The sequence below is a fragment of the Streptococcus sp. HMSC073D05 genome (genome assembly GCF_001812015.1).
Classification (GTDB): Bacteria; Bacillota; Bacilli; order Lactobacillales; family Streptococcaceae; genus Streptococcus; species Streptococcus parasanguinis_D.
This window is the reverse complement of the sequence record NZ_KV807499.1, coordinates 267,867-288,531: the sequence shown is the minus strand read 5'-3', so window position 1 is coordinate 288,531 and position 20,665 is coordinate 267,867. Positions and strand designations below refer to the sequence as shown.

Annotated in this window: 21 protein-coding genes and 1 tRNA gene; 19 read left to right on the top strand and 3 right to left on the bottom strand. The window is 44.4% G+C overall.

All coding sequences use genetic code 11. The features are described from left to right. The first annotated feature begins 49 nt into the window (after window positions 1–49). The 3 genes from cvfB to HMPREF2832_RS08840 all read left to right on the top strand — a co-directional run bounded on the left by cvfB (window position 50) and on the right by HMPREF2832_RS08840 (window position 2,208). Entirely contained in the window at window positions 50–904 is an 855-nt protein-coding gene (cvfB, locus tag HMPREF2832_RS08850; RefSeq protein ID WP_049472906.1) for an RNA-binding virulence regulatory protein CvfB, read from the top strand. A gap of 10 nt (window positions 905–914) precedes the next feature. Next, a complete protein-coding gene (locus HMPREF2832_RS08845) occupies window positions 915–1,130 on the top strand; it encodes a YozE family protein (protein WP_049472907.1) in 216 nt (71 codons plus the stop codon). A 79-nt stretch (window positions 1,131–1,209) separates the two neighbouring features. Further along, a complete protein-coding gene (locus HMPREF2832_RS08840) occupies window positions 1,210–2,208 on the top strand; it encodes a PhoH family protein (protein WP_070506803.1) in 999 nt (332 codons plus the stop codon). Window positions 2,209–2,251: 43 nt separating this feature from the next. On the opposite strand, the gene ald is transcribed toward HMPREF2832_RS08840, so the two are convergent. Next, window positions 2,252–3,364, bottom strand: a complete 1,113-nt coding sequence (gene ald, locus HMPREF2832_RS08835) for an alanine dehydrogenase (RefSeq protein ID WP_070506798.1) — start codon at window positions 3,362–3,364, stop codon at window positions 2,252–2,254. A 200-nt stretch (window positions 3,365–3,564) separates the two neighbouring features. On the opposite strand from ald, the gene HMPREF2832_RS08830 reads away from it, so the two are divergent. The 15 genes from HMPREF2832_RS08830 (at window position 3,565) to tehB (ending at window position 16,991) form a co-directional block, all read left to right on the top strand. Continuing rightward, window positions 3,565–4,134 carry a GNAT family N-acetyltransferase gene (locus HMPREF2832_RS08830; protein ID WP_070506792.1) on the top strand — a complete coding sequence of 190 codons (570 nt, stop codon included), beginning with the start codon at window positions 3,565–3,567 and terminating at the stop codon, window positions 4,132–4,134. A 50-nt stretch (window positions 4,135–4,184) separates the two neighbouring features. Next, window positions 4,185–4,257 (top strand) — tRNA-Thr (locus tag HMPREF2832_RS08825). A 393-nt stretch (window positions 4,258–4,650) separates the two neighbouring features. After that, window positions 4,651–6,375 (top strand): tetracycline efflux ABC transporter Tet(46) subunit A, encoded by a 1,725-nt coding sequence (gene tetA(46) / locus HMPREF2832_RS08815; RefSeq protein WP_070506784.1) that lies wholly within the window; start codon window positions 4,651–4,653, stop codon window positions 6,373–6,375. Window position 6,376: 1 nt separating this feature from the next. Further along, window positions 6,377–8,113, top strand: a complete 1,737-nt coding sequence (tetB(46), locus tag HMPREF2832_RS08810) for a tetracycline efflux ABC transporter Tet(46) subunit B (protein ID WP_070506778.1) — start codon at window positions 6,377–6,379, stop codon at window positions 8,111–8,113. A gap of 97 nt (window positions 8,114–8,210) precedes the next feature. After that, window positions 8,211–8,708 carry an rRNA maturation RNase YbeY gene (gene ybeY / locus HMPREF2832_RS08805; RefSeq protein ID WP_003005431.1) on the top strand — a complete coding sequence of 166 codons (498 nt, stop codon included), beginning with the start codon at window positions 8,211–8,213 and terminating at the stop codon, window positions 8,706–8,708. Beyond that, the gene (locus HMPREF2832_RS08800) at window positions 8,689–9,087 is read left to right on the top strand and encodes a diacylglycerol kinase family protein (RefSeq protein ID WP_003005463.1); all 399 of its coding nucleotides are present in this window, start codon (window positions 8,689–8,691) and stop codon (window positions 9,085–9,087) included. The genes ybeY and HMPREF2832_RS08800 overlap by 20 nt, the downstream gene beginning before the upstream one ends. Before the next feature lie 29 nt (window positions 9,088–9,116). Continuing rightward, window positions 9,117–10,016: a GTPase Era gene (era, locus tag HMPREF2832_RS08795; protein ID WP_070506774.1), complete on the top strand. Its 900-nt coding sequence runs from the start codon at window positions 9,117–9,119 to the stop codon at window positions 10,014–10,016. A gap of 45 nt (window positions 10,017–10,061) precedes the next feature. Then, complete coding sequence (mutM, locus tag HMPREF2832_RS08790) at window positions 10,062–10,886, top strand: DNA-formamidopyrimidine glycosylase (protein ID WP_070506769.1); 825 nt, start codon at window positions 10,062–10,064, stop codon at window positions 10,884–10,886. Further along, window positions 10,887–11,483 carry a dephospho-CoA kinase gene (gene coaE, locus HMPREF2832_RS08785; protein WP_061455035.1) on the top strand — a complete coding sequence of 199 codons (597 nt, stop codon included), beginning with the start codon at window positions 10,887–10,889 and terminating at the stop codon, window positions 11,481–11,483. Between the two features lie 16 nt (window positions 11,484–11,499). Beyond that, entirely contained in the window at window positions 11,500–12,699 is a 1,200-nt protein-coding gene (locus tag HMPREF2832_RS08780; RefSeq protein ID WP_311638419.1) for a multidrug efflux MFS transporter, read from the top strand. Then, complete coding sequence (gene rpmG, locus HMPREF2832_RS10010) at window positions 12,689–12,838, top strand: 50S ribosomal protein L33 (protein ID WP_003005699.1); 150 nt, start codon at window positions 12,689–12,691, stop codon at window positions 12,836–12,838. The genes HMPREF2832_RS08780 and rpmG overlap by 11 nt, the downstream gene beginning before the upstream one ends. Before the next feature lie 41 nt (window positions 12,839–12,879). Continuing rightward, a complete protein-coding gene (gene secG / locus HMPREF2832_RS08775) occupies window positions 12,880–13,113 on the top strand; it encodes a preprotein translocase subunit SecG (protein ID WP_003008189.1) in 234 nt (77 codons plus the stop codon). A gap of 97 nt (window positions 13,114–13,210) precedes the next feature. Next, complete coding sequence (gene rnr, locus HMPREF2832_RS08770) at window positions 13,211–15,571, top strand: ribonuclease R (RefSeq protein WP_070506759.1); 2,361 nt, start codon at window positions 13,211–13,213, stop codon at window positions 15,569–15,571. After that, window positions 15,534–16,001, top strand: coding sequence for an SsrA-binding protein SmpB (gene smpB / locus HMPREF2832_RS08765; protein WP_003005443.1), 468 nt, complete (start codon window positions 15,534–15,536; stop codon window positions 15,999–16,001). The genes rnr and smpB overlap by 38 nt, the downstream gene beginning before the upstream one ends. A gap of 129 nt (window positions 16,002–16,130) precedes the next feature. Continuing rightward, window positions 16,131–16,991: an SAM-dependent methyltransferase TehB gene (tehB, locus tag HMPREF2832_RS08760; RefSeq protein ID WP_070506755.1), complete on the top strand. Its 861-nt coding sequence runs from the start codon at window positions 16,131–16,133 to the stop codon at window positions 16,989–16,991. 417 nt (window positions 16,992–17,408) lie between these two features. On the opposite strand, the gene HMPREF2832_RS08755 is transcribed toward tehB, so the two are convergent. Both HMPREF2832_RS08755 and HMPREF2832_RS08750 read right to left on the bottom strand, forming a co-directional pair. Next, complete coding sequence (locus HMPREF2832_RS08755; RefSeq protein ID WP_061455038.1) at window positions 17,409–17,951, bottom strand: TetR/AcrR family transcriptional regulator; 543 nt, start codon at window positions 17,949–17,951, stop codon at window positions 17,409–17,411. 491 nt (window positions 17,952–18,442) lie between these two features. Next, the gene (locus HMPREF2832_RS08750) at window positions 18,443–19,789 is read right to left on the bottom strand and encodes an Nramp family divalent metal transporter (RefSeq protein ID WP_003013089.1); all 1,347 of its coding nucleotides are present in this window, start codon (window positions 19,787–19,789) and stop codon (window positions 18,443–18,445) included. A 169-nt stretch (window positions 19,790–19,958) separates the two neighbouring features. Here HMPREF2832_RS08750 and HMPREF2832_RS08745 point away from each other — a divergent pair, with 169 nt between their 5' ends. After that, window positions 19,959–20,660 carry an ABC transporter ATP-binding protein gene (locus tag HMPREF2832_RS08745; RefSeq protein WP_013903920.1) on the top strand — a complete coding sequence of 234 codons (702 nt, stop codon included), beginning with the start codon at window positions 19,959–19,961 and terminating at the stop codon, window positions 20,658–20,660. Window positions 20,661–20,665: the final 5 nt, after the last annotated feature.

Here is a 20,665-nt window from a genome sequence, read left to right as displayed (position 1 = left end):
GGTTTTATTTCCATTATTCTTGTGAAGAGGCAAGAGGAAAGAAGGAAACATGAATACGAATCTAGCAAGCTACATCATGGGAATGGTCATTGATGAAAATGATCACTTCTATTTTGTTCAAAAAGATGGCCAGACCTACGCGCTTGATAAAGCAGAAGGCCCACATCAAGTCGGAGAAAGTGTCAAGGGCTTTGCCTATACAGATATGAAGCAAAAGCTCCGACTCACCACACTTGAAGTCACTGCAACTCAAGAAAGCTTTGGCTGGGGAACGGTCACGGAAGTGCGCAAGGATTTGGGAGTCTTCGTGGATACAGGGCTTCCAGATAAGCAGATTGTTGTCTCACTAGATATCCTACCGGAGATCAAAGATCTATGGCCTAAAAAGGGCGATCGTCTCTATATTCGCTTAGAAGTCGATAAGAAAGATCGGATTTGGGGGATCTTAGCCTACCAGGAAGATTTCCAGCGTTTGGCTCGTCCAGCCTATAACAATATGCAAAACCAAAACTGGCCAGCCATTGTCTACCGCTTGAAATTGTCTGGAACCTTTGTTTACCTTCCAGAGAACAATATGCTAGGCTTTATCCACCCAAGTGAGCGCTATGCAGAACCTCGTTTGGGAGAGGTCGTAAATGCTCGCGTCATCGGTTTTCGTGAGGTAGACCGGACCTTGAATCTATCTTTGAAGCCACGCTCGTTTGAAATGTTGGAAAACGATGCCCAAATGATTTTGACCTATTTGGAAGCCAATGGTGGCTTTATGACCTTGAATGATAAGTCCTCTCCAGAAGAAATCAAAGCAACTTTTGGGATTTCAAAAGGCCAGTTCAAAAAAGCTTTGGGTGGTTTGATGAAGGCGAAGAAAATCAAGCAAGACCAGTTTGGAACAGAGTTGATCTAAGAGGAGGCTTATGCGAAAATCATTTTATACTTGGTTGATGACGGAGCGCAATCCTAAAAGCAATGCTCCTAAGGCCATTCTAGCAGATCTTGCATTTCACGAGTCTGCTTTTCCCAAGCATACAGATGACTTCGATGTGGTCAGTCGCTATCTAGAAGAGCATGCCAGCTTTTCCTTTAATCTTGGCGATTTTGATGCGATTTGGGAAGAATACCAAGCCCACTAGAAAAGGACAGGTCGAGGATGGTTTTTTCTCGGCCTCTTTGTTATAATAATAGAAAAACACAGGTAGAGAGGTTCTTTATTTGCAAGAACATTCAGTTGAAATTACATTAACGCATCCAGACGATCTCTTTCATTTGTTTGGATCTAACGAACGCCATCTCCGTTTGATGGAGCAAGAATTTGGGGTAACTATTCATGCCCGGACAGAAATCGTCCAAATCATTGGGGAAGAAGAAACCTGCGAGCAGGTTCGTCAAGTCATCCAGGCTCTTTTGGTCCTCGTTAACCGTGGCATGACCATTGGTACGCCAGATGTGGTGACCGCCATTACCATGGTCAGAAATGGGGAATTGGATAAGTTCATCGCTCTCTATGAAGAAGAGATTATCAAGGATAGTTACGGCAAGCCCATTCGAGTTAAAACGCTTGGTCAAAAGATCTATGTGGATAGTGTCAAGAACCATGATGTCACTTTTGGGATTGGACCAGCTGGGACTGGGAAAACCTTCCTAGCAGTGACCTTGGCCGTGACTGCCCTCAAGCGTGGTCAGGTCAAGCGGATCATTTTGACGCGTCCTGCTGTAGAAGCTGGAGAGAGCCTTGGTTTCCTACCAGGGGATCTCAAAGAAAAAGTAGACCCTTATCTACGTCCGGTCTATGATGCTCTTTACCAGATTTTAGGGAAAGACCAAACAACTCGGATGATGGAGCGGGAGATTATCGAGATTGCGCCTTTGGCTTATATGCGGGGGCGGACCTTGGACGATGCCTTTGTCATCCTCGATGAAGCGCAAAATACCACCATCATGCAGATGAAGATGTTTTTGACTCGTCTTGGTTTTAACTCCAAGATGATTGTCAATGGGGATACCAGCCAGATTGACCTTCCTCGAAATGTTAAATCCGGCTTGATTGATGCTCAGGAGAAATTGAAGAACATTTCTCAAATTGACTTTGTGCATTTCTCTGCCAAGGATGTCGTTCGCCATCCAGTAGTAGCAGAGATTATCCGGGCCTACGAGCCAATCCCAAATCCAGTCCTCAAAGAAAAACCGGATGTGGAAGAAAAAGCAGAATAAAAAAGGCAAAGATCATCGGATCTTTGCTTTTTTATGTTAGAAATTAAACCAATTCATCAATTGGTGTGAAGTCACGTTCTAAACCAGTAGCAACGGGTTGACTTGTGATGTGACCTTGGTAAGTGGTGACCCCTTGGCGCAGGCCTTCATCGAGTGCGATGGCCTTGTGGAAACCTTTGTCAGCTAGGGATTCAACATAAGGAAGGGTCACATTGGTAAGGGCGATAGTAGAGGTACGAGCAACGGCCCCAGGGATATTGGCAACGGCATAGTGGAGCACGCCGTGTTTTTCGTAAACTGGCTCCGCATGCGTTGTGACACGGTCTGCTGTTTCAATAACCCCACCTTGGTCCACAGCTACGTCCACTATGACTGAACCGGGACGCATTTGTTTAACCATATCGTCTGTCACTAATTTAGGCGCTTTAGCCCCAGGAATCAAGACGGCTCCGATGACAACATCGGCATCACGGACGCTGGCTTCAATGTTAAATGGATTAGACATAAGGGTTTGGATTTGATGACCAAAGACATCTTCCAGAACTGCCAAACGCTTAGCGCTGATATCTAAGATTGTCACTTGGGCACCGAGTCCAAGGGCGATACGAGCTGCGTGGGTTCCAACGACCCCGCCTCCGATGATGGTGACTTTCCCTTTGGGAACACCTGGTACCCCACCTAGGAGGACTCCTGATCCACCTTCTTGTTTGGTCAGGAAGTGAGCACCGATTTGCACGGCCATCCGTCCAGCCACCTCACTCATTGGCACCAAGAGAGGCAATTGTCCATCAAGGTCACGCACCGTTTCGTAGGCCACCCCAGTTGTCTTGGCTGCGACCATGGCATCTGCTAATTCAGGAGCAGCAGCCATATGCAAGTAAGTGAAGAGCAAGAGGTCTTCGCGAAGGAAGGCATATTCTTCAGCGAGGGGTTCCTTGACTTTGACCACCATCTCAGCTGCCCAAGCTTCTGCAGCAGTTGCAACGATGGTTGCCCCTTGCTTCGTGTAATCTTCATCCGCAAAGCCAGAACCAAGTCCAGCATTTGTTTCTACCAAAACGTGATGACCTTTCTTCACCAAGCTTTGTACACCTGCAGGTGTCAAACCGACCCGATTTTCGTTGTTTTTAATTTCTTTAGGAATTCCAATGAGCATTCTTGCCTCCTTGCTCAGATTTAGGTGTAAAAAGGCCATTGGTGTGAGATGGCTCTCTTGACTCAATGACCTTTTTACTCCTTATCCGATTGTTTTGATTGATTTTATTGTATAGAAAAGTGGATTAAAAAGCAAGAAAAATTTGAGCTTGCCTTCCTTTAGGTTATTTGCTAAACTAGTACCTAAAGAAGGAGTGTCAAATGGAAAATTTATATGTGAAGTTAGCGGCTTATCGTGAAGTGGAGACAGAGCGTTTACACTTGCGTCCGGTCACTCTTGAAGACGCACCGGCTATGTTTGAGTATGCTTCTGATGAGACAGTTACGCGCTATACGTTTCCAACCAATCAAAGTCTAGAAGAGACGCGTAATAATATTGCCCTCTTTTACCTAGCGAGCCCACTTGGAAAATGGGGGATCGAGCTCAAAGAAAATGGAAAATTTATCGGGACGATTGATTTACTGGATTTGGATCTTTGTCTGAAGAAGGGGAGTATCGGCTATGTTCTGAATAAAGACTATTGGAACCAGGGTCTTGCGACAGAGGCTACCAAGGAAGTCATTGCCTTGGCTTTTGAACAGTTAGGGATGAACAAGCTCATTGCTGTTCATGATCAGGACAACCCAGCTTCTGGACGGGTGATGGCCAAATCAGGTATGAAATATTCTCACGAGGAGCCCTACGCGATGCTAGACTTGCATGAAGAAGGGAGAATGGTGACGAGAGTTCATTATGTCCTCACTAAGGAAGAATATTTGGCAGAAAAATGAGTCAGGATATTGACAAAAGACCTATCTCCATGATATAGTAGATAGGTACTGCTGGTTTAGCTCAGTCGGTAGAGCGCATCCATGGTAAGGATGAGGTCGCCGGTTCAATCCCGGCAACTAGCATAGCAGAAGAGAGAAGCTTAGAGAAGATCTAGGCTTCTTTTTTTGCGAGTCCATCTTAAAAATTTTGCTTTTTTCAATAATTTTCAAAAAAGCGTTGACAAGCAAGGAAATACGTGGTAAAGTTAGAACAACAAAGAGAAAGGAGAAAACCATCATGAACAAAGTAGATGTTTTGATGACACAATTGAATACACAGCTTCTCCAATCTCAGTTGAGTTCGATGTAAACTATAAATGGAACCCAAGATGGAGGAGTCTGTCTTGGGTTTTTTGTATGCATTTTTACCTGCCTTAACTGAATTGGTGACAGGCATCAGAAGGCCCAAGTGTGGACTGAGCACGTACTCAGCTCCTTGCTTGGGTTTTTTCTGTGCCATTTTGAAAAGGAGAATATATGATCAGAGCTATTTGGGAGTATATCAGGGAGCGCAAATGGCGATATGTGAAGATCGCTATGGTCCTGATTCTTTATGATTACACCTTATTGATCCCGACGCAAGTCATCCAGCGCTTAGTGGATCATTTGAGTCAGCGGACGCTGACGCAATCCAACTTTATATGGGATATGGTCCTCTTGGTAGGATCAGCCATCCTCAATTACCTAACGGCTTTTTATTGGCAGTTGCGACTCTTTCAGTCGTCAGTCCATTTCAAGGCGACCCTTCAGGAGCAAGCATTTCGTAAGCTAGTAGCCATGCGGCGCCCTTTTTTTGAGAAATTTCGCTCAGGAGATCTCTTGACGCGCTTTACGACAGATGTCGATGGCATGGCCGATATGGCTGGTTACGGGATGATGGTGCTCCTGTTTGGCGGTGGCTTGTTTGCCTTTATTATTCCGACCATGTTTTTCATTTCTTGGCAATTAACCTTGATTTCCTTTATTCCCATGATCTTCCTCATCGTCTCTACCTATTTTTTGAGTAGAAAGCAGGAGGAGTATGTTGAGCAAAACCGGGAAGCGGTCGCTCAGTTGAATGATGAAGTCTTGGAGTCCATCGAAGGGATCCGGGTCATGCGGGCCTATAGTAGACGGGACCAGCAGGTCAAACAGTTTCAGAAAAAAACAGCCAGTCTATCCAAAACGGGGGATAAAATTGCCTCTATCCAGTATTCTTTTGGACCTTTAGCCCTGTTGTTTATTGGATTCTCGACAGTCTTGCTCTTGCTATTTGGAGGCCAGTCCCTGGCAAGCGGACAGTTAAGCCTTGGTAAATTATTGGCTTTACAGCTGTATTTGGTCTTTTTAATTGAGCCTATGTGGATGATGGCGGACTTGATCTTGGTCTACCAGACAGGGCAAATGTCCTATAAAAAATTAAAAGAAGTGATTGATGAAACGGATGATCTGGAGCCAGATGGTCCTCACTACTTAGAGCAGATTGATTTGGTGCAGTTTAAGGACTATTCTTTCAGCTATCCTGGTGCTGAGCGAAAGAGCCTGTCAGGCATTGATTGGACCATTCAGAAAGGACAGACGGTTGGAATTGTTGGTCGTACCGGTGCAGGAAAGACTACCCTGGTTCGACAATTCTTGCGGCAGTACCCAGTTGGTGAGGGAGAATTCTTGGTCAACCAGCAACCGATCGTGGACTACAACCGACACTCCATCGAAGAAAAAATTGGTTATGTTTCCCAAGAACATATTTTATTCTCCAAGTCTATCCGTGAGAATATAGCGCTTGGTAAAAAAGGAGCCAGCCAAGAAGACTTGGTGGAAGCAGTAGCCCAAGCTGCTTTTGCGGATGATCTCGAGCGGATGTCTCATGGAATGGACACCCTGATCGGTGAGAAAGGGGTCTCTGTATCAGGAGGTCAAAAACAACGGATCTCTTTGGCGCGTGCCTTCTTAAGAGATGCAGAGCTCTTGCTGTTAGATGATTCCCTTTCGGCAGTGGATGCGAAGACTGAACAGGCCATCATTGACACGATTCAAAAAGAACGAAAAGACAAGACGACCATCATTGTTTCTCATCGCTTGTCGGCTGTCCATAAGGCGGATTGGATCATCGTCTTGGATCAAGGACAGATTGTCGAAGAAGGCAGGGCTAGTGATTTATTAGCTCAAGAGGGCTGGTATTATGAACAATACCAACGGCAACAAAAACAGGAAGGAGAATAAGATGAAAGTTTTGAAACGATTATTATCGAGGATCACGCTTTATCCAACTGTCTTTCTTGCTGGCTTTATTTGCCTCTTACTAGCCACCATTTTTTCTGAATTGTCTCCCTTTCTTCTCCAAAAGATGATCGATGGGCCTTTGACTGCGCTGACCCACGGTGGAGGGCAAGGGGACTTGCTTCAGATGGGAGCACTCTATCTCTTGGTCTTGAGCATCGGACAGCTGATAAGCTACATGGGCAATCGGATCTTGCTACATGGAAGCAATCAAGTGACGGCTAACCTAAGAGACCAAGCCTTTCAAGTCATGCAAGGGTTGCCTATTTCTTATTTTGATGATAAGCCGGCTGGGAAGATCGCGACAAGAATTGTCAATGATACGGAGACCTTGCGGACCCAGTTTTATAACTCTTGTATGATTTTAGTCATCTACTTGGTGCGTTTCCTCTTTATCCTAGGGATTCTCTTTTATCTGAGTCCTATGATGGGCCTTCTCTTGTGTTTGGTCTTTCCAATTTTCTATGGGATTCAGTATCTCTACAAGGTCATGACAGACCAGCCTATGAAGGATTTCTTTGATGCGAGAAGCGAGGTCAATACCCAGGTCAATGAACTCTTGCATGGTGCCAGTATGATTCAGCTCTATCATCAAGAACCTGGTGTGGTGGAGGAGTTTGAAGCTACTACTCAGAAAATGTTAGGAGCCAATGATCGAATCCTCTTAGCCGATTCCATTGCTTCTTGGACCTTGACGGAATTGCTCAAGTTTTTAGTGATTGCGGGCATTTTGACCATTGCTGGGATTTCTTTCCTACAAGGCAATATCGGTGTGACGGCCGGTTTCTTATTTATCAATATTAACTATGTGATTAATCTATTTGATCTCATGGCCAATCTTAGTCGTCAATTCCCAAATATTCGGCGATCCTTAGAAACGGGGAGCCGCGTCCTTGCTTTCTTAGATCAACCGTTAGAGGACGATGGTGCATCGGAACTGAAGATAGAAAAGGCAGAAGTCGTGTTTGACGATGTTCAATTTGCTTATGAAGAAGGCAAGCCAGTTCTGCGGGATATTGCCTTTCAAGCAAGTCCAGGTCAAACCATCGCTCTTGTGGGTCATACTGGATCAGGTAAGTCTTCGATTATGAACCTGCTCTATCGTTTTTATGATCCTCAAGAAGGAGCGATTTTGATCGATGGTCAAGATATTCGCCAAGTTTCTCGTGAGAGCCTGCGAAGCCACATGGGGATTGTTCTGCAGGATCCTTATCTATTTACAGGGACTATTGCTAGTAATGTGGCCATGAGTCAGGATCACATTGATCGGGAGGCGGTCCAAGATGCGCTGAAAAAAGTCGGGGCTTGGCCCTTTGTAGAGCGCCTTGAAAAGGGAATCGACCATCCAGTTGTAGAAAAAGGATCCGCCTTTTCAAGTGGTGAGCGCCAATTGATTTCCTTTGCGCGGACGCTCTATATGAATCCGCAAATTCTGATTTTGGATGAGGCAACCTCTCACATCGATACGGAAACAGAAGAAATCATCCAGAAGGCTATGGCAGTCCTGCAAAAGGGTCGGACCACCTTTATCATTGCCCATCGCTTGTCCACTATCCAAGATGCGGATCAGATCTTAGTCTTATCCGAAGGACGCATTGTGGAACGTGGTAGACACGAGGAACTAGTCGCACAAGGCGGGATCTATGCCCAGATGAATGCCATCCAGCAAACAGTGGTGTAAGATTGTCCTGCAAAGAAAAAGATTGAAAACCAGCCTGTATCTAGTATATAGGCTGGTTTTTGTGATATAATAAAGTGATAATAGTGAGGTGATCCAGATGTATATTGAAATGGTAGATGAGACTGGTCAAGTCTCTGACGAAATCTTAAAACAAACGCAAGAAATTTTAGAATTTGCTGCTCAAAAAATTGGGAAAGAAGACAAGGAAATGGCTGTGACTTTTGTAACCAATGAACGCAGTCATGAACTAAATCTTGAATACCGTGATACGGATCGTCCGACGGATGTCATCAGTTTAGAATACAAGCCAGAGATGGAGATTTCTTTTGATGAGGAAGACCTTGCAGAAAATCCAGAATTGGCAGAGATGATGGCTGAATTCGATACCTATATTGGTGAGCTCTTTATTTCAATTGATAAGGCGCGTGAACAAGCCGAAGAATATGGCCACAGCTTTGAGCGCGAAATGGGATTTTTAGCAGTGCATGGTTTTCTTCACATCAATGGCTATGATCACTATACGCCGGAAGAAGAAAAGGAAATGTTTGGCTTACAGGAAGAGATTTTGACAGCCTATGGACTCACAAGACAATAAGAGAAAATGGAAAAATCGGGACTTCACTTCAAGCCTGGAGTTTGCGATAACAGGAATTTTTACTTCGATTAAGGAAGAGCGCAATATGCGCAAGCATGCCTTATCAGCCCTTGTAGCAATTCTTGCTGGTTTGGTATTTAGGATTTCTGCGACAGAATGGCTCTTTTTATTGCTCAGCATCACCTTGGTGATTGCTTTTGAGATTATGAATTCAGCCATTGAAAATGTGGTGGATTTAGCTAGTAACTACCATTTCTCCATGTTGGCAAAGAATGCCAAAGACATGGCAGCTGGAGCAGTCCTGGTCGTATCAGGCTTTGCCCTACTGACAGGACTGGTGATTTTTGTGCCCAAATTCTGGGCCTTGGTATTTGGATAAGAGGGAGCATGCCCTCGTGAAAGGAAACTATGACATTTAAATCAGGCTTTGTAGCCATTTTAGGACGTCCCAATGTCGGGAAGTCAACATTTTTGAACCACGTCATGGGGCAAAAGATTGCCATCATGAGTGACAAGGCGCAAACAACGCGCAATAAGATTATGGGAATCTACACGACCGATAAGGAACAGATCGTCTTTATCGATACCCCAGGGATTCACAAACCCAAGACCGCGCTTGGAGACTTCATGGTAGAGTCAGCTTACAGCACCCTTCGAGAAGTCGATACCGTACTCTTCATGGTGCCAGCAGATGAACCACGGGGCAAGGGTGATGATATGATCATCGAACGCCTTAAAGCAGCTAAAGTGCCTGTCATCCTCGTGGTCAACAAGATCGACAAGGTGCACCCTGACCAACTTTTGGCACAAATCGATGACTTCCGTAGTCAGATGGACTTCAAGGAAATTGTGCCGATTTCAGCCCTTCAAGGAAACAATGTTTTGCGTTTGATTGATATTTTGAGCGAAAACTTAGAAGAAGGATTCCAATATTTCCCTGCTGATCAGATTACTGACCATCCAGAGCGTTTCTTGGTCTCTGAAATGATCCGTGAAAAGGTCTTGCACTTGACGCGGGAAGAAATTCCCCACTCTGTGGCAGTAGTAGTGGATTCTATGAAGCGGGATGAAGAGACAGATAAGGTCCATATCCGTGCAACCATCATGGTCGAGCGCGATAGCCAAAAAGGTATTGTCATCGGAAAAGGTGGCGCCATGCTCAAGAAGATCGGAACCCTTGCGCGTAAGGATATTGAGCTCATGCTAGGGGACAAGGTCTTCCTAGAAACATGGGTCAAGGTCAAAAAAAATTGGCGGGATAAGAAATTGGATCTTGCCGATTTCGGATACAACGAAAAAGAATATTAAGAAGAGGTGGGCAGAAGCCTGCTTCTTGTTTTTGAAAGGAGTTCTATGCCTGAATTACCAGAAGTAGAGACGGTTCGACGCGGTCTTGAGAAATTAATTCTTGGAAAAACCATTCAGTCAGTGGAAGTAAAGTATCCTAAGATGATTCATACGGATCTAGATGCTTTTTGTCAAGATCTTCTAGGTCAAGAAATTCGAGCCATGGGGCGCCGCGGGAAATACCTTTTGTTTTATCTGACGGATCTGGTCCTCATCTCGCATTTGCGGATGGAAGGCAAGTATTTCTTTTATCCAGACGAAGTCCCTCTTCGCAAGCACGCCCATGTCTTATTTCATTTTACAGATGGCAGCACTCTGGTTTATGAAGATGTCCGCAAGTTTGGGACCATGGAAGTCCTAGTACCTGAGCTTGTCGACAGCTATTTTTTGACGAAAAAAATTGGTCCAGAGCCGACGGAAGCGGATCTTAAAGAGCCTGCCTTCCAAGCAGCTCTTAAAAAATCAAAGAAACCCATTAAATCAGCTCTTTTGGACCAAAAATTAGTGGCTGGTCTGGGCAATATCTATGTAGATGAGGTCCTTTATCGAGCCAAGGTTCATCCAGCCCGTTTGGGTCAAAGCTTGACTGCTAGAGAAGCCAAAGCAATCCGCAAAGAAACGATTGCTGTGCTTGCTCAAGCTGTTGAAAAGGGTGGCTCCACCATTCGCTCCTACAGCAATGCTTTTGGAGAAGACGGCACCATGCAGGAAGAACACCAGGTCTATGGGAAAACAGGCCAGCCTTGTTTGCGCTGCGGGACGCCGATTGAGAAAATCCAGCTGGGGGGACGTGGAACCCATTTTTGTCCTCACTGTCAAAAGGAGAACTAGATGGCAAGAATCATTGGATTAACAGGAGGAATTGCTTCAGGAAAGTCCACTGTCACCTCCTATTTGAAAGAAAAAGGGTATCCTGTCATTGATGCGGATCAAGTGGTTCATGATTTGCAAGCACCAGGAGGAGCCCTCTACCGTGTCCTAGTGGATCATTTTGGTAGAGAGATTCTTACCAAAGAAGAAGAGCTGGATCGCGTCGCTTTGGGACAGCGGATTTTTTCAGACCCTAGTGAAAGAGACTGGTCCAATCGCGTCCAAGGAAGGCTTATTCGTGAGGCTCTAGCTGAGGTAAGAGATAGACAAGCTGCACAATCCGATCTCTTTTTTATGGATATTCCACTCTTAATCGAGCAAGGCTATGAAGAGTGGTTTGAATCTGTCTGGTTGGTAGCTGTATCAAAAGAAACCCAGCTCAAGCGCCTGATGGAACGCAACCACTTATCAGAACTGCAGGCCCAAGAACGTATTGCGTCTCAAATGCCGCTAGATGAAAAAAGCGCCCATGCAGATCTGGTCTTAGACAATAATGGCGATCTTGCTGCCCTCTATGCCCAATTAGATGCAGCCCTACAACAATTAGAAAGAAGATGATTTTATCACAAGAGAAATCAATTGGCGTAAAAATCTATATATTGCCTGGATCGGGTGCTTTTTCATCGGAGCCAGCCTTTCTTTAGTCGTTCCTTTTATGGCCCTCTTTGTGGAAGAGTTGGGTGTTACGGGCAAGGCTGTTCCCTTTTATGCTGGGATAGCCGTCGCAAGTTCTTCTGTAACTTCTGCGATCATGTCTCCCATCTGGGGGAGCTTAGCCGACCGCTATGGTCGAAAACCTATGATGCTTAGAGCTTCTATTGCCATGACGCTGACCATGGGAGGTATTGCCTTTGTCCCATCCGTCTTTTGGCTCTTGGTCCTGCGCTTGCTCAATGGGGTTTTTTCAGGCTTTGTCCCCAATAGTACAGCCCTGATTGCTAGTCAAGTTCCCAAGGACCAATCCGGCTATGCCCTAGGGACTTTGTCGACCGGTGTCGTGGCTGGAACCTTGATGGGGCCTTTGATTGGAGGACTCATTGCTGAAAATCTAGGAATGCGCAATGTCTTTCTCTTGGTCGGCTTCTTCTTATTTTTGGTTTCCCTCTTAACCTTCTGGGGCATTGAGGAAGACTATGAACCCCTTCCAAAAGAAGAACAAAAATCCAGTTGGGAGTTGCTCATGTCCATTCAGCAAAAAGATATCCTCTTGGGACTCTTTTTGACCAGCATGACCATTCAAATGATCGCCCAATCTATTTCTCCGATCCTGCCTCTTTATGTGCGAGCTTTGGGACAAAGAGATAACCTGATCTTTGTATCGGGGATGATTGTTTCGGCTATGGGAGTCTCTAGTATGCTCTTTTCAGGTTGGATGGGAAAACTCGGAGACCGAATCGGGAATCACCGGCTCTTATTAATCGCCCTTCTCTATAGTGGCTGTCTCTATATTCTTTGTGCCCAAGCGCAATCACCCCTTCAATTAGGGATTTTACGCTTCCTCTTTGGGATCGGGACAGGAGCCCTACTACCTGGAGTTTCTGCATTATTGAATCGTTTAACCCCTCCTGAAGGGATTTCTCGGATCTTTAGCTACAACCAGCTCTTTTATTACTTAGGTGGTGTATTAGGGCCAATGATGGGGTCGAGTATTTTCATGCATTTTGGCTATCATTGGGTATTTTACGGTACAGCCCTTTTGGCTTTTACCGATTTGATGTTCCTCTTATTCTTATTTAGAAAGTATTTGAAAGTGAGAGACGTACGTGCGAATTAAAGTTCAATTGACCTGCACCAGCTGTGGGAGTCAGAATTATTTGACCAGTAAAAATACCAAAACCCATCCCGAAAAGATCGAGGTCTTGAAGTATTGTCCCAAGGAAAGAAAAGTAACCTTACATATTGAATCAAAATGATTTTCATGGTATAATAGTGAAGATTTTAAGGAGTTTTGAATATGAGCGGAGCATTAACAACTATTTTACTAGTATTATCAGTATTGATTATTATCGCAATTTTTATGCAACCAACAAAAAACCAATCGAGCAACGTCTTTGACGCAAGCTCAAATGACTTGTTTGAACGTTCAAAAGCGCGCGGGTTTGAAGCCGTGATGCAGCGTTTAACAGCTATTATGATCTTCTTTTGGTTATTGATCGCGATGATCTTAATGGTACTTTCTAGTAGATAAGATAGGCTCAGACAATGTCTTTGCCTATTTTTATTTTGCAAAACAAAGACACAAGTAGATAGAAAAAAAGGAGGCTGGATAACCAGCAAATAAATCAATGAAAACAAGTATTAAAGAATATTTACAAGAGCATGACAAAGCCCAGATCAATGATCTGGCAGCAGCTCTAGGAAAAGAAGGGTCTAAGGATTTCCGTGACTTGGTCAAAACCATCTCGCTGATGGAACGTCGCCATGAGTTGAAATTCGAAGATGATGGCTCTCTTCGTTTGGCTCAAAAGAAGGCCCCAGCTATTACCCTTAAGGGGATCTTTCATGCGCATAAGAATGGCTTTGGTTTTGTCAGTTTAGAAGGCGAAGAAGAGGATCTCTTTGTTGGCCGAAATGATGTCAACCACGCTATCGATGGGGACACCGTTGAGATCGTCATTACCAAGGTAGCAGACCGAAACAAAGGAACGGCGGCAGAAGCTAAGATTATTGATGTCTTGGAACATAGCATCAAAACGGTAGTTGGACAAATTGTCCTGGATGAGGAAAAACCTAAATATGCTGGCTACATTCGTTCGAAAAATCAAAAGATCAGCCAGCTGATCTATGTGAAGAAGCCAGCCATTCAATTGGAAGGGACCGAAATCCTCAAGGTCGAAATTGATCAATACCCGAGCCGCAAGCACAATTATTTTGTGGCGACGGTACGGGATGTAGTCGGGCATGTGACAGATCCAGGAATCGATGTCTTGGAAGTGTTAGAATCCATGGACATTGTCTCAGAATTTCCAGAAGAAGTGCTGAAAGAGGCTGAGCAGGTTCCAGATGCACCGCCTGCAAAGGATATAGAGGGACGGTTAGATCTGCGAGAGGAGATCACCTTTACCATCGATGGGGCAGATGCCAAAGACTTGGACGATGCGGTCCATATCAAGTTACTCAAGAACGGCAATTTTGAGCTGGGTGTTCACATCGCAGATGTTTCTTATTACGTTACAGAAGGTTCAGCACTCGACAAGGAAGCTCTAAATCGTGCAACGTCTGTTTATGTGACTGACCGAGTAGTACCCATGTTGCCAGAGCGTCTCTCCAATGGGATCTGTTCTTTGAATCCGAATGTGGATCGCCTGACCCAGTCTGCTATCATGGAGATTGATCCTCATGGCAAGGTCGTCAAACATACCATTACCCAAACAGTGATCAATACAACCTTCCGAATGACTTATAGCGACGTCAATGATATCTTAGCGGGCGACGAAGAAAAGGCTCAAACCTTTAAGAAAATTGTCCCAAGTATTCATCAAATGGCCACCTTGCATGGCATTTTAGAAAGCATGCGGATTCGCCGCGGAGCCCTTAATTTTGATGCCAATGAGGCTAAAATCCTAGTCAATAAAGAAGGAAAACCGGTCGATATCGTCCTCCGCCAAAGAGGGATTGCCGAACGGATGATTGAGTCCTTTATGTTGATTGCCAATGAAACAGTGGCGGAGCACTTTACGAGACTGAAACTGCCGTTCATCTACCGGATCCACGAAGATCCAAAGGCAGAAAAAGTACAGAAGTTTATCGATTATGCTTCCAGCTTTGGAATCCAAATCTACGGAACGGCTAGTGAGATGAGCCAAGAAGCCCTGCAAGAAATTATGCGCAAGGTCGAAGGAGAACCCTACGCAGACGTTCTCTCAATGATGTTGTTGCGCTCGATGCAGCAAGCTCGCTATTCAGAGCACAACCATGGCCACTATGGGCTTGCTGCTGAGTATTATACCCACTTTACCAGTCCCATCCGTCGGTATCCGGACCTGATGGTTCATCGAATGGTGCGCGAATACGGCAAATCCCAAGAAGTGGCAGAGCACTTTGAACAAGTCCTTCCAGACATTGCCAGCCAATCCTCTAGTCGGGAACGCCGAGCTATTGATGCGGAGCGCGAAGTAGAAGCCATGAAGAAGGCTGAATACATGGAAGACTATGTTGGGGAAGAATACGATGCCGTGGTTTCCAGTGTGGTAAAATTTGGCCTCTTTGTGGAGTTGCCAAATACGGTTGAAGGCTTGATCCATATTACCAATCTTCCTGAATTCTACCATTTTAACGAACGGGATCTAACCCTTCGCGGAGAAAAATCAGGAGTGACCTTCCGTGTCGGTCAGCAAATCCGGATCAAGGTAGAAAGAGCCGACAAGATGACAGGAGAGATTGATTTCTCTTATATTCCAAGTGAATGGGATGTCGTCGAAAAAGGCCTCAAGGCCAAAGGACGTGACCGAGATGGCAATCGCCGGGATCGCAGACGCAAGGATAAAAAAGTTTCTATGGGATCAACCGCTAGAAAAGATGACAAGCGGAAAGATTCTTCCTCTAAATCCAAAAAGAAAAATGGGAAGAAACCATTTTACAAGGAAGTAGCAAAGAAAGGAGCCAAACATGGCAAAGGGCGAAGGAAAGGTGGTCGCGCAAAATAAAAAGGCGAGACATGACTACACCATCGTGGATACGATTGAAGCAGGGATGGTGCTGACAGGGACAGAGATCAAAAGTGTCCGTGCAGCACGCATTAACTTGAAAGATGGCTTTGCGCAAGTGAAAAATGGCGAAGTTTGGCTTAGCAATGTCCACATTGCTCCTTATGAGGAAGGCAATATCTGGAACCAAGATCCAGATCGTCGTCGCAAGCTCCTTCTTCACAAAAAGCAAATCCAAAAGCTGGACCAAGACACCAAAGGGACCGGAATGACCTTGGTGCCTTTGAAGGTCTATCTCAAGGATGGCTATGCCAAATTGCTTTTGGGGCTCGCTAAAGGGAAACATGATTATGACAAGCGTGAATCCATCAAGCGTCGGGAACAAAACCGCGACATCGCGCGGGTCATGAAACAATACAATACACGTTAAAGAATAAGGCAGTTTTGAAACTTGTTTCAGATCTGTCTTTTTTCTTAGAGATGGGCTCTCCTTTTCCAACTTGAAAAGAGGCCCCTTTTCCTGTATGATAAGGGTACTGAAAGAAAAAGGAGAAGCAGCATGACACAAAAATTGATCGCCTACAAGCGCATGCCTATCTGGACCAAGGATACCATGCCAGAAGCTCTTCAAAGAAAGCACAATACCAAGGTAGGAACCTGGGGAAAGATTACAGTTTTAAAGGGTCAGTTACGATTTATTGAATTGACCGAAGAGGGGGAAGAAATCGCGAGCCACCTCTTTGAAGCAGGAGCAGAGAACCCCATGGCCGAGCCCCAGGCCTGGCATCGTGTGGAAGCAGCGACGGACGATGTGGAGTGGTACTTAGAATTTTACTGTGAGCCAAAAGATTATTTCCCCAAAAAATACAACACCAATCCTGTCCATTCAGAAGTGCTAGAAGCAGTGGGAATTGTCCCAGCTGGAAAGGCACTGGATTTAGGATGCGGGCAAGGCCGCAACGCCCTCTTTTTGGCCCAACATGGCTTTGACGTGACAGCTGTAGATCAAAATGAACTGGCTCTTGAGATATTACAAAGTATTGTCGCTGAGGAAGATCTAGAGATGACAGTGGGACTCTATGATATCAATGCTGCTGCACTCACTCAAAACTATGACTTCATCGTATCGACTGTGGTCCTCATGTTTTTAGAGGCTGATCGGATTCCAGCGATTATCCGCAATATGCAAGAGCATACCAATCCAGGGGGCTACAATCTCATTGTCTGTGCCATGGATACGGAAGATTATCCCTGCCAGATGCCCTTCTCGTTCACCTTTAAAGAAGGAGAATTGGCGGAGTATTACAAGGATTGGGAATTGGTCAAGTACAATGAAAATCCAGGCCATCTCCATCGTCGAGATGAGAATGGCCATCGGATTCAACTTCGATTTGCAACCATGTTGGCAAAGAAAAAATAAAGAAAAAGCAGGATGTTAAGATCCTGCCTTCAGATTGAAGACAAAGTCATATAAAAAACTTTCCTTAGGTGAGTACGGACGTCAGCGAACTTCTTCGAAGTTCTAAGACTTAGTTTTGAGCCTAGGGTCTCAAAACTCCCGAGTGCCTGAAACTGATTGTTTCAGGCACTTTTCTCACAGCGGAAAGTTTCGGTATTTTCTTGAATCGATTTAAAAATTGGAACTCATTTTTATTTTTTTTTTTGCAAAATCGCTTAACTTATTTTACTTTAAAGTAATTTGTCTACATTCTAAAAGCAGGATGTTAGGATCCTGCTTTTTTGCTTTCTACAAACAAGTTGAACAAGGTGATCTATATGTTGTTCATTTGCCAAAAAGAAAAACCTTCTCCATAAAGGTAGGAAAAGGTTGGGGGATTTAGTTCCAGCTAGCAAAGTCGCAGACACTGAGAATAATGGTTGCAATTTCGATTGGCTCTTCTTTCGTACCTGATTCTAGCCAGGTCACAATCACAGATTCGATGGTAGCAATGAAAATTTCTAGACCATACTTGTATGGAACTTGAAAGTCTGAAATGATGTGTTCTTTCGCATGAGGAGTATCGTCTAGTGCATGGAGGGTAAAACTTCTTACCAATTTACGGAAGTCCGAGCAACAGGATTGGGACAATGCATAAATAAAATCATAATTCTCTTTAATAGTAGTCAAGACATTGAGAAAGTTTACATTGACAGGGCTTCCTTCAACGAAGAGGCTATCCAATTCTTGCATCATGTCCATTTTCATTTGCTCAAACATGTCGTATTTATCGACATAGTGCAAGTAGAAGGTCCCGCGGTTAATCCCAGCGGTTTCGGTTAATTGTCGAATAGTGATGCTGTCAAAAGGTTGTTGCAAGAGGAGTTTTGAGAGCGCATTTCGTAAGTCTGACTTGGTTGTTGTTTGTCTTTGGCGTACCATATGTTCCTTTCTGTAGTTGTATAAATTTATTCTTATTTATTTGACGTTAAAATAATTTATATGTTAAATAATTTCACGACACTAACAAAGAGCATTATACTCCAAAAGAATAAATTAGACAACAATTCTCATTTTTGTACAGATAACGAAAAGTGTACAAAAATTTTATAAGTTTATGAATGACGGGCACTGACAAGATTTTGTGAAAATCTCACAACAATTAGTGATTTAAAATAATTCCCTCCTAAAAAAATGGTCAGGAAATTTTTAGGAAATGGAGGAGCAAGATGGAAAAGGGAGTGTAATAAAAAAAAGAGGCTGGACAAAAGTCCTGGCCTCTCAATTGTTTTTGGACTGTCGAGCAAGACGCAGTGGTTTAGTGGGCTCTATTACACTGATTTCATCAGCTTTTACAGCCTTACTCAACTGTGCGGAGGTGGGACAACGAAATCGAATTCTAACGAATTACCGATTTCTGTCCCACTCTCTCTTTATTTGATAAAAGTTGTCACGATCAAATTGAAATTTAAGATAGTTAAGACAATCGCAACGAGATAGCCTAAGAAAGTATTCCATTTCGCATTGACATGCTCTCCCATGATTTCCTTGTTGGAGGTGAAATAAACCAGAGGGAAGATGGAGAATGGAAGAGCCGCTGATAGGAAGACTTGAGAATAAACCAGAAGGTCATCGAGGACATGTTCCTGATCTCCAAATAAGATCGCAACGATGATGACAGGAAGAAGGGCAATGATCCGAGTCATGAGACGAACGACCCATTGTGGCAGTCGGAATCTCAAGAAACCTTCCATAACGATTTGACCGGTTAGGGTCCCGGTAATGGTTGAATTTTGACCACTGGCTAATAAAGCGATGGCAAAGAGGGTGGACAAGAAGGGACTAGCGATAGCGCCGGCAATATGATTATCTTTGAGGGCATTATACATGCTAGAGAAAGCACCGATCTTATCTCCGTGACCAAAGAAGAGGGCTGCTCCAAGAATCAAGAGGAGGGAGTTGACGACGAAGGCCAAACTCAATTCAATATTTGAATCCCAGGTCATAAAGCGCACTGCCCGTTTGATATCTGCTGGATCTTTGTAGTCCACCTTTCGCGTTTGCGAAATGGAAGAGTGGAGATAGAGGTTGTGGGGCATTACGGTTGCCCCGATGATTCCAAGCGCCAAGGTTAAGGCTTCATTTCCTTTTGGAAGTCCAATTCCTAGCACCTCTTTTTGAGGGAGGAAGCCAGCGAAGATTCCTCCGATATCTGGTTTCGATAGGAATACCAGATAGCCAAAAATTGCAAGGATCGTGAGGATCAAGGTTGATACGATGGCCTCGATCTTTCGAAATCCTAGATGCATGAGTCCTAGTAATAGGAAGACATCAAAGATGGTGATCAGGATGGAAAAGAGCAAGGGCCAGCCAAAGAGGAGGTGAAGGGCAATCCCTGATCCGATGACTTCTGCTAAATCTGTCGCCATCAAGGCAAGCTCAATCACAATCCAAAGGGTATAGCGAAGCCATTTTGGCAAATGGTGGGCGGTTGTTTGGGCCAGATCCTTACGATGGACAATCCCTAGTTTACCAGCCATTTGTTGCAACTGCATGGCGATTAAAGACGAGAGAAGAACTACTGATAAGAGGAGGTAGCGGTATTGGGCCCCTCCAACGACACTAGTAATCCAGTTTCCCGGATCCATATAGCCGACAGCTACTAGACTTCCTGGTCCTGAAAAGAGCAGGAGGGTCTTCCAAAAAGGGATCCCTTTTGGCACGTCAATAGATTGGTTGATTTCTTGAAGTGATTTCCTTTCAAACTGTTGTAAACTCACAATGAGCCTTCTTTCTAAGAATAAATCAAATTTGTCTCTAATTATAGCATAAAATTTAAAATAGTTCATGATAATTTAGGATAACCTTGTTTTTTACTACCTCGATTTCTTTGTAATCTATCAGAAAAGGATTATAATATAGATAGGAAGTAGAGGGAGGAAAGAGAAAATGCCCTACATCGAAATGCAGCATTGTTACAAGCGCTATACGAGTGGAGAGACAGAGATTTTCGCTAACCGGGATGTTTCCTTTGAGATTGAAAAAGGCGAGTTGGTCATTATTTTAGGGGCTTCAGGAGCTGGGAAATCAACGGTTCTCAATATCTTAGGAGGGATGGACACCAATGACGAGGGTCAGGTTCTGATTGATGGGGTGGATATTGCAAAGCTCAATGCCCATCAACGAACCAATTATCGACGAGATGATGTTGGTTTTGTCTTTCAATTTTATAATTTGGTCCCTAATTTGACAGCTAAGGAGAATGTTGAGTTGGCTTCAGAAATTGTTTCTGACGCTCTAGATCCGGAAGCTGTTTTGAAAGAAGTAGGACTTGGCAATCGTCTTGATAATTTTCCTGCCCAATTGTCAGGCGGAGAACAACAACGGGTGGCGATCGCTCGGGCAGTGGCGAAAAATCCAAAAATCCTCCTTTGTGATGAGCCGACGGGAGCCTTGGATTACCAGACGGGTAAGCAAGTATTGGGGATTTTACAGGATATGTCTCGTAAAAAAGGAGCGACGGTCATCATCGTAACCCATAATGCTGCTCTAGCTCCTATTGCAGACCGTGTGATTCGCATGCATGATGCCAAGGTCAAGTCGGTAGAAATCAATGAGCTTCCTCAAGATATTGCTACACTAGAGTATTAGAAGAG

What these genes read in the sequence shown, in the direction of transcription:
- ybeY (WP_003005431.1), top strand. Translation starts at nt 8,211, where the DNA reads ATGTATATTGAAATGGTAGATGAGACTGGTCAAGTCTCTGACGAAATC.
- smpB (WP_003005443.1), top strand. Translation starts at nt 15,534, where the DNA reads ATGGCAAAGGGCGAAGGAAAGGTGGTCGCGCAAAATAAAAAGGCGAGA.
- tehB (WP_070506755.1), top strand. Translation starts at nt 16,131, where the DNA reads ATGACACAAAAATTGATCGCCTACAAGCGCATGCCTATCTGGACCAAG.
- secG (WP_003008189.1), top strand. Translation starts at nt 12,880, where the DNA reads ATGAGCGGAGCATTAACAACTATTTTACTAGTATTATCAGTATTGATT.
- coaE (WP_061455035.1), top strand. Translation starts at nt 10,887, where the DNA reads ATGGCAAGAATCATTGGATTAACAGGAGGAATTGCTTCAGGAAAGTCC.
- HMPREF2832_RS08830 (WP_070506792.1), top strand. Translation starts at nt 3,565, where the DNA reads ATGGAAAATTTATATGTGAAGTTAGCGGCTTATCGTGAAGTGGAGACA.
- HMPREF2832_RS08745 (WP_013903920.1), top strand. Translation starts at nt 19,959, where the DNA reads ATGCCCTACATCGAAATGCAGCATTGTTACAAGCGCTATACGAGTGGA.
- era (WP_070506774.1), top strand. Translation starts at nt 9,117, where the DNA reads ATGACATTTAAATCAGGCTTTGTAGCCATTTTAGGACGTCCCAATGTC.
- mutM (WP_070506769.1), top strand. Translation starts at nt 10,062, where the DNA reads ATGCCTGAATTACCAGAAGTAGAGACGGTTCGACGCGGTCTTGAGAAA.
- cvfB (WP_049472906.1), top strand. Translation starts at nt 50, where the DNA reads ATGAATACGAATCTAGCAAGCTACATCATGGGAATGGTCATTGATGAA.
- HMPREF2832_RS08755 (WP_061455038.1), bottom strand. Translation starts at nt 17,951, where the DNA reads ATGGTACGCCAAAGACAAACAACAACCAAGTCAGACTTACGAAATGCG.
- ald (WP_070506798.1), bottom strand. Translation starts at nt 3,364, where the DNA reads ATGCTCATTGGAATTCCTAAAGAAATTAAAAACAACGAAAATCGGGTC.
- HMPREF2832_RS08800 (WP_003005463.1), top strand. Translation starts at nt 8,689, where the DNA reads ATGGACTCACAAGACAATAAGAGAAAATGGAAAAATCGGGACTTCACT.
- HMPREF2832_RS08845 (WP_049472907.1), top strand. Translation starts at nt 915, where the DNA reads ATGCGAAAATCATTTTATACTTGGTTGATGACGGAGCGCAATCCTAAA.
- rnr (WP_070506759.1), top strand. Translation starts at nt 13,211, where the DNA reads ATGAAAACAAGTATTAAAGAATATTTACAAGAGCATGACAAAGCCCAG.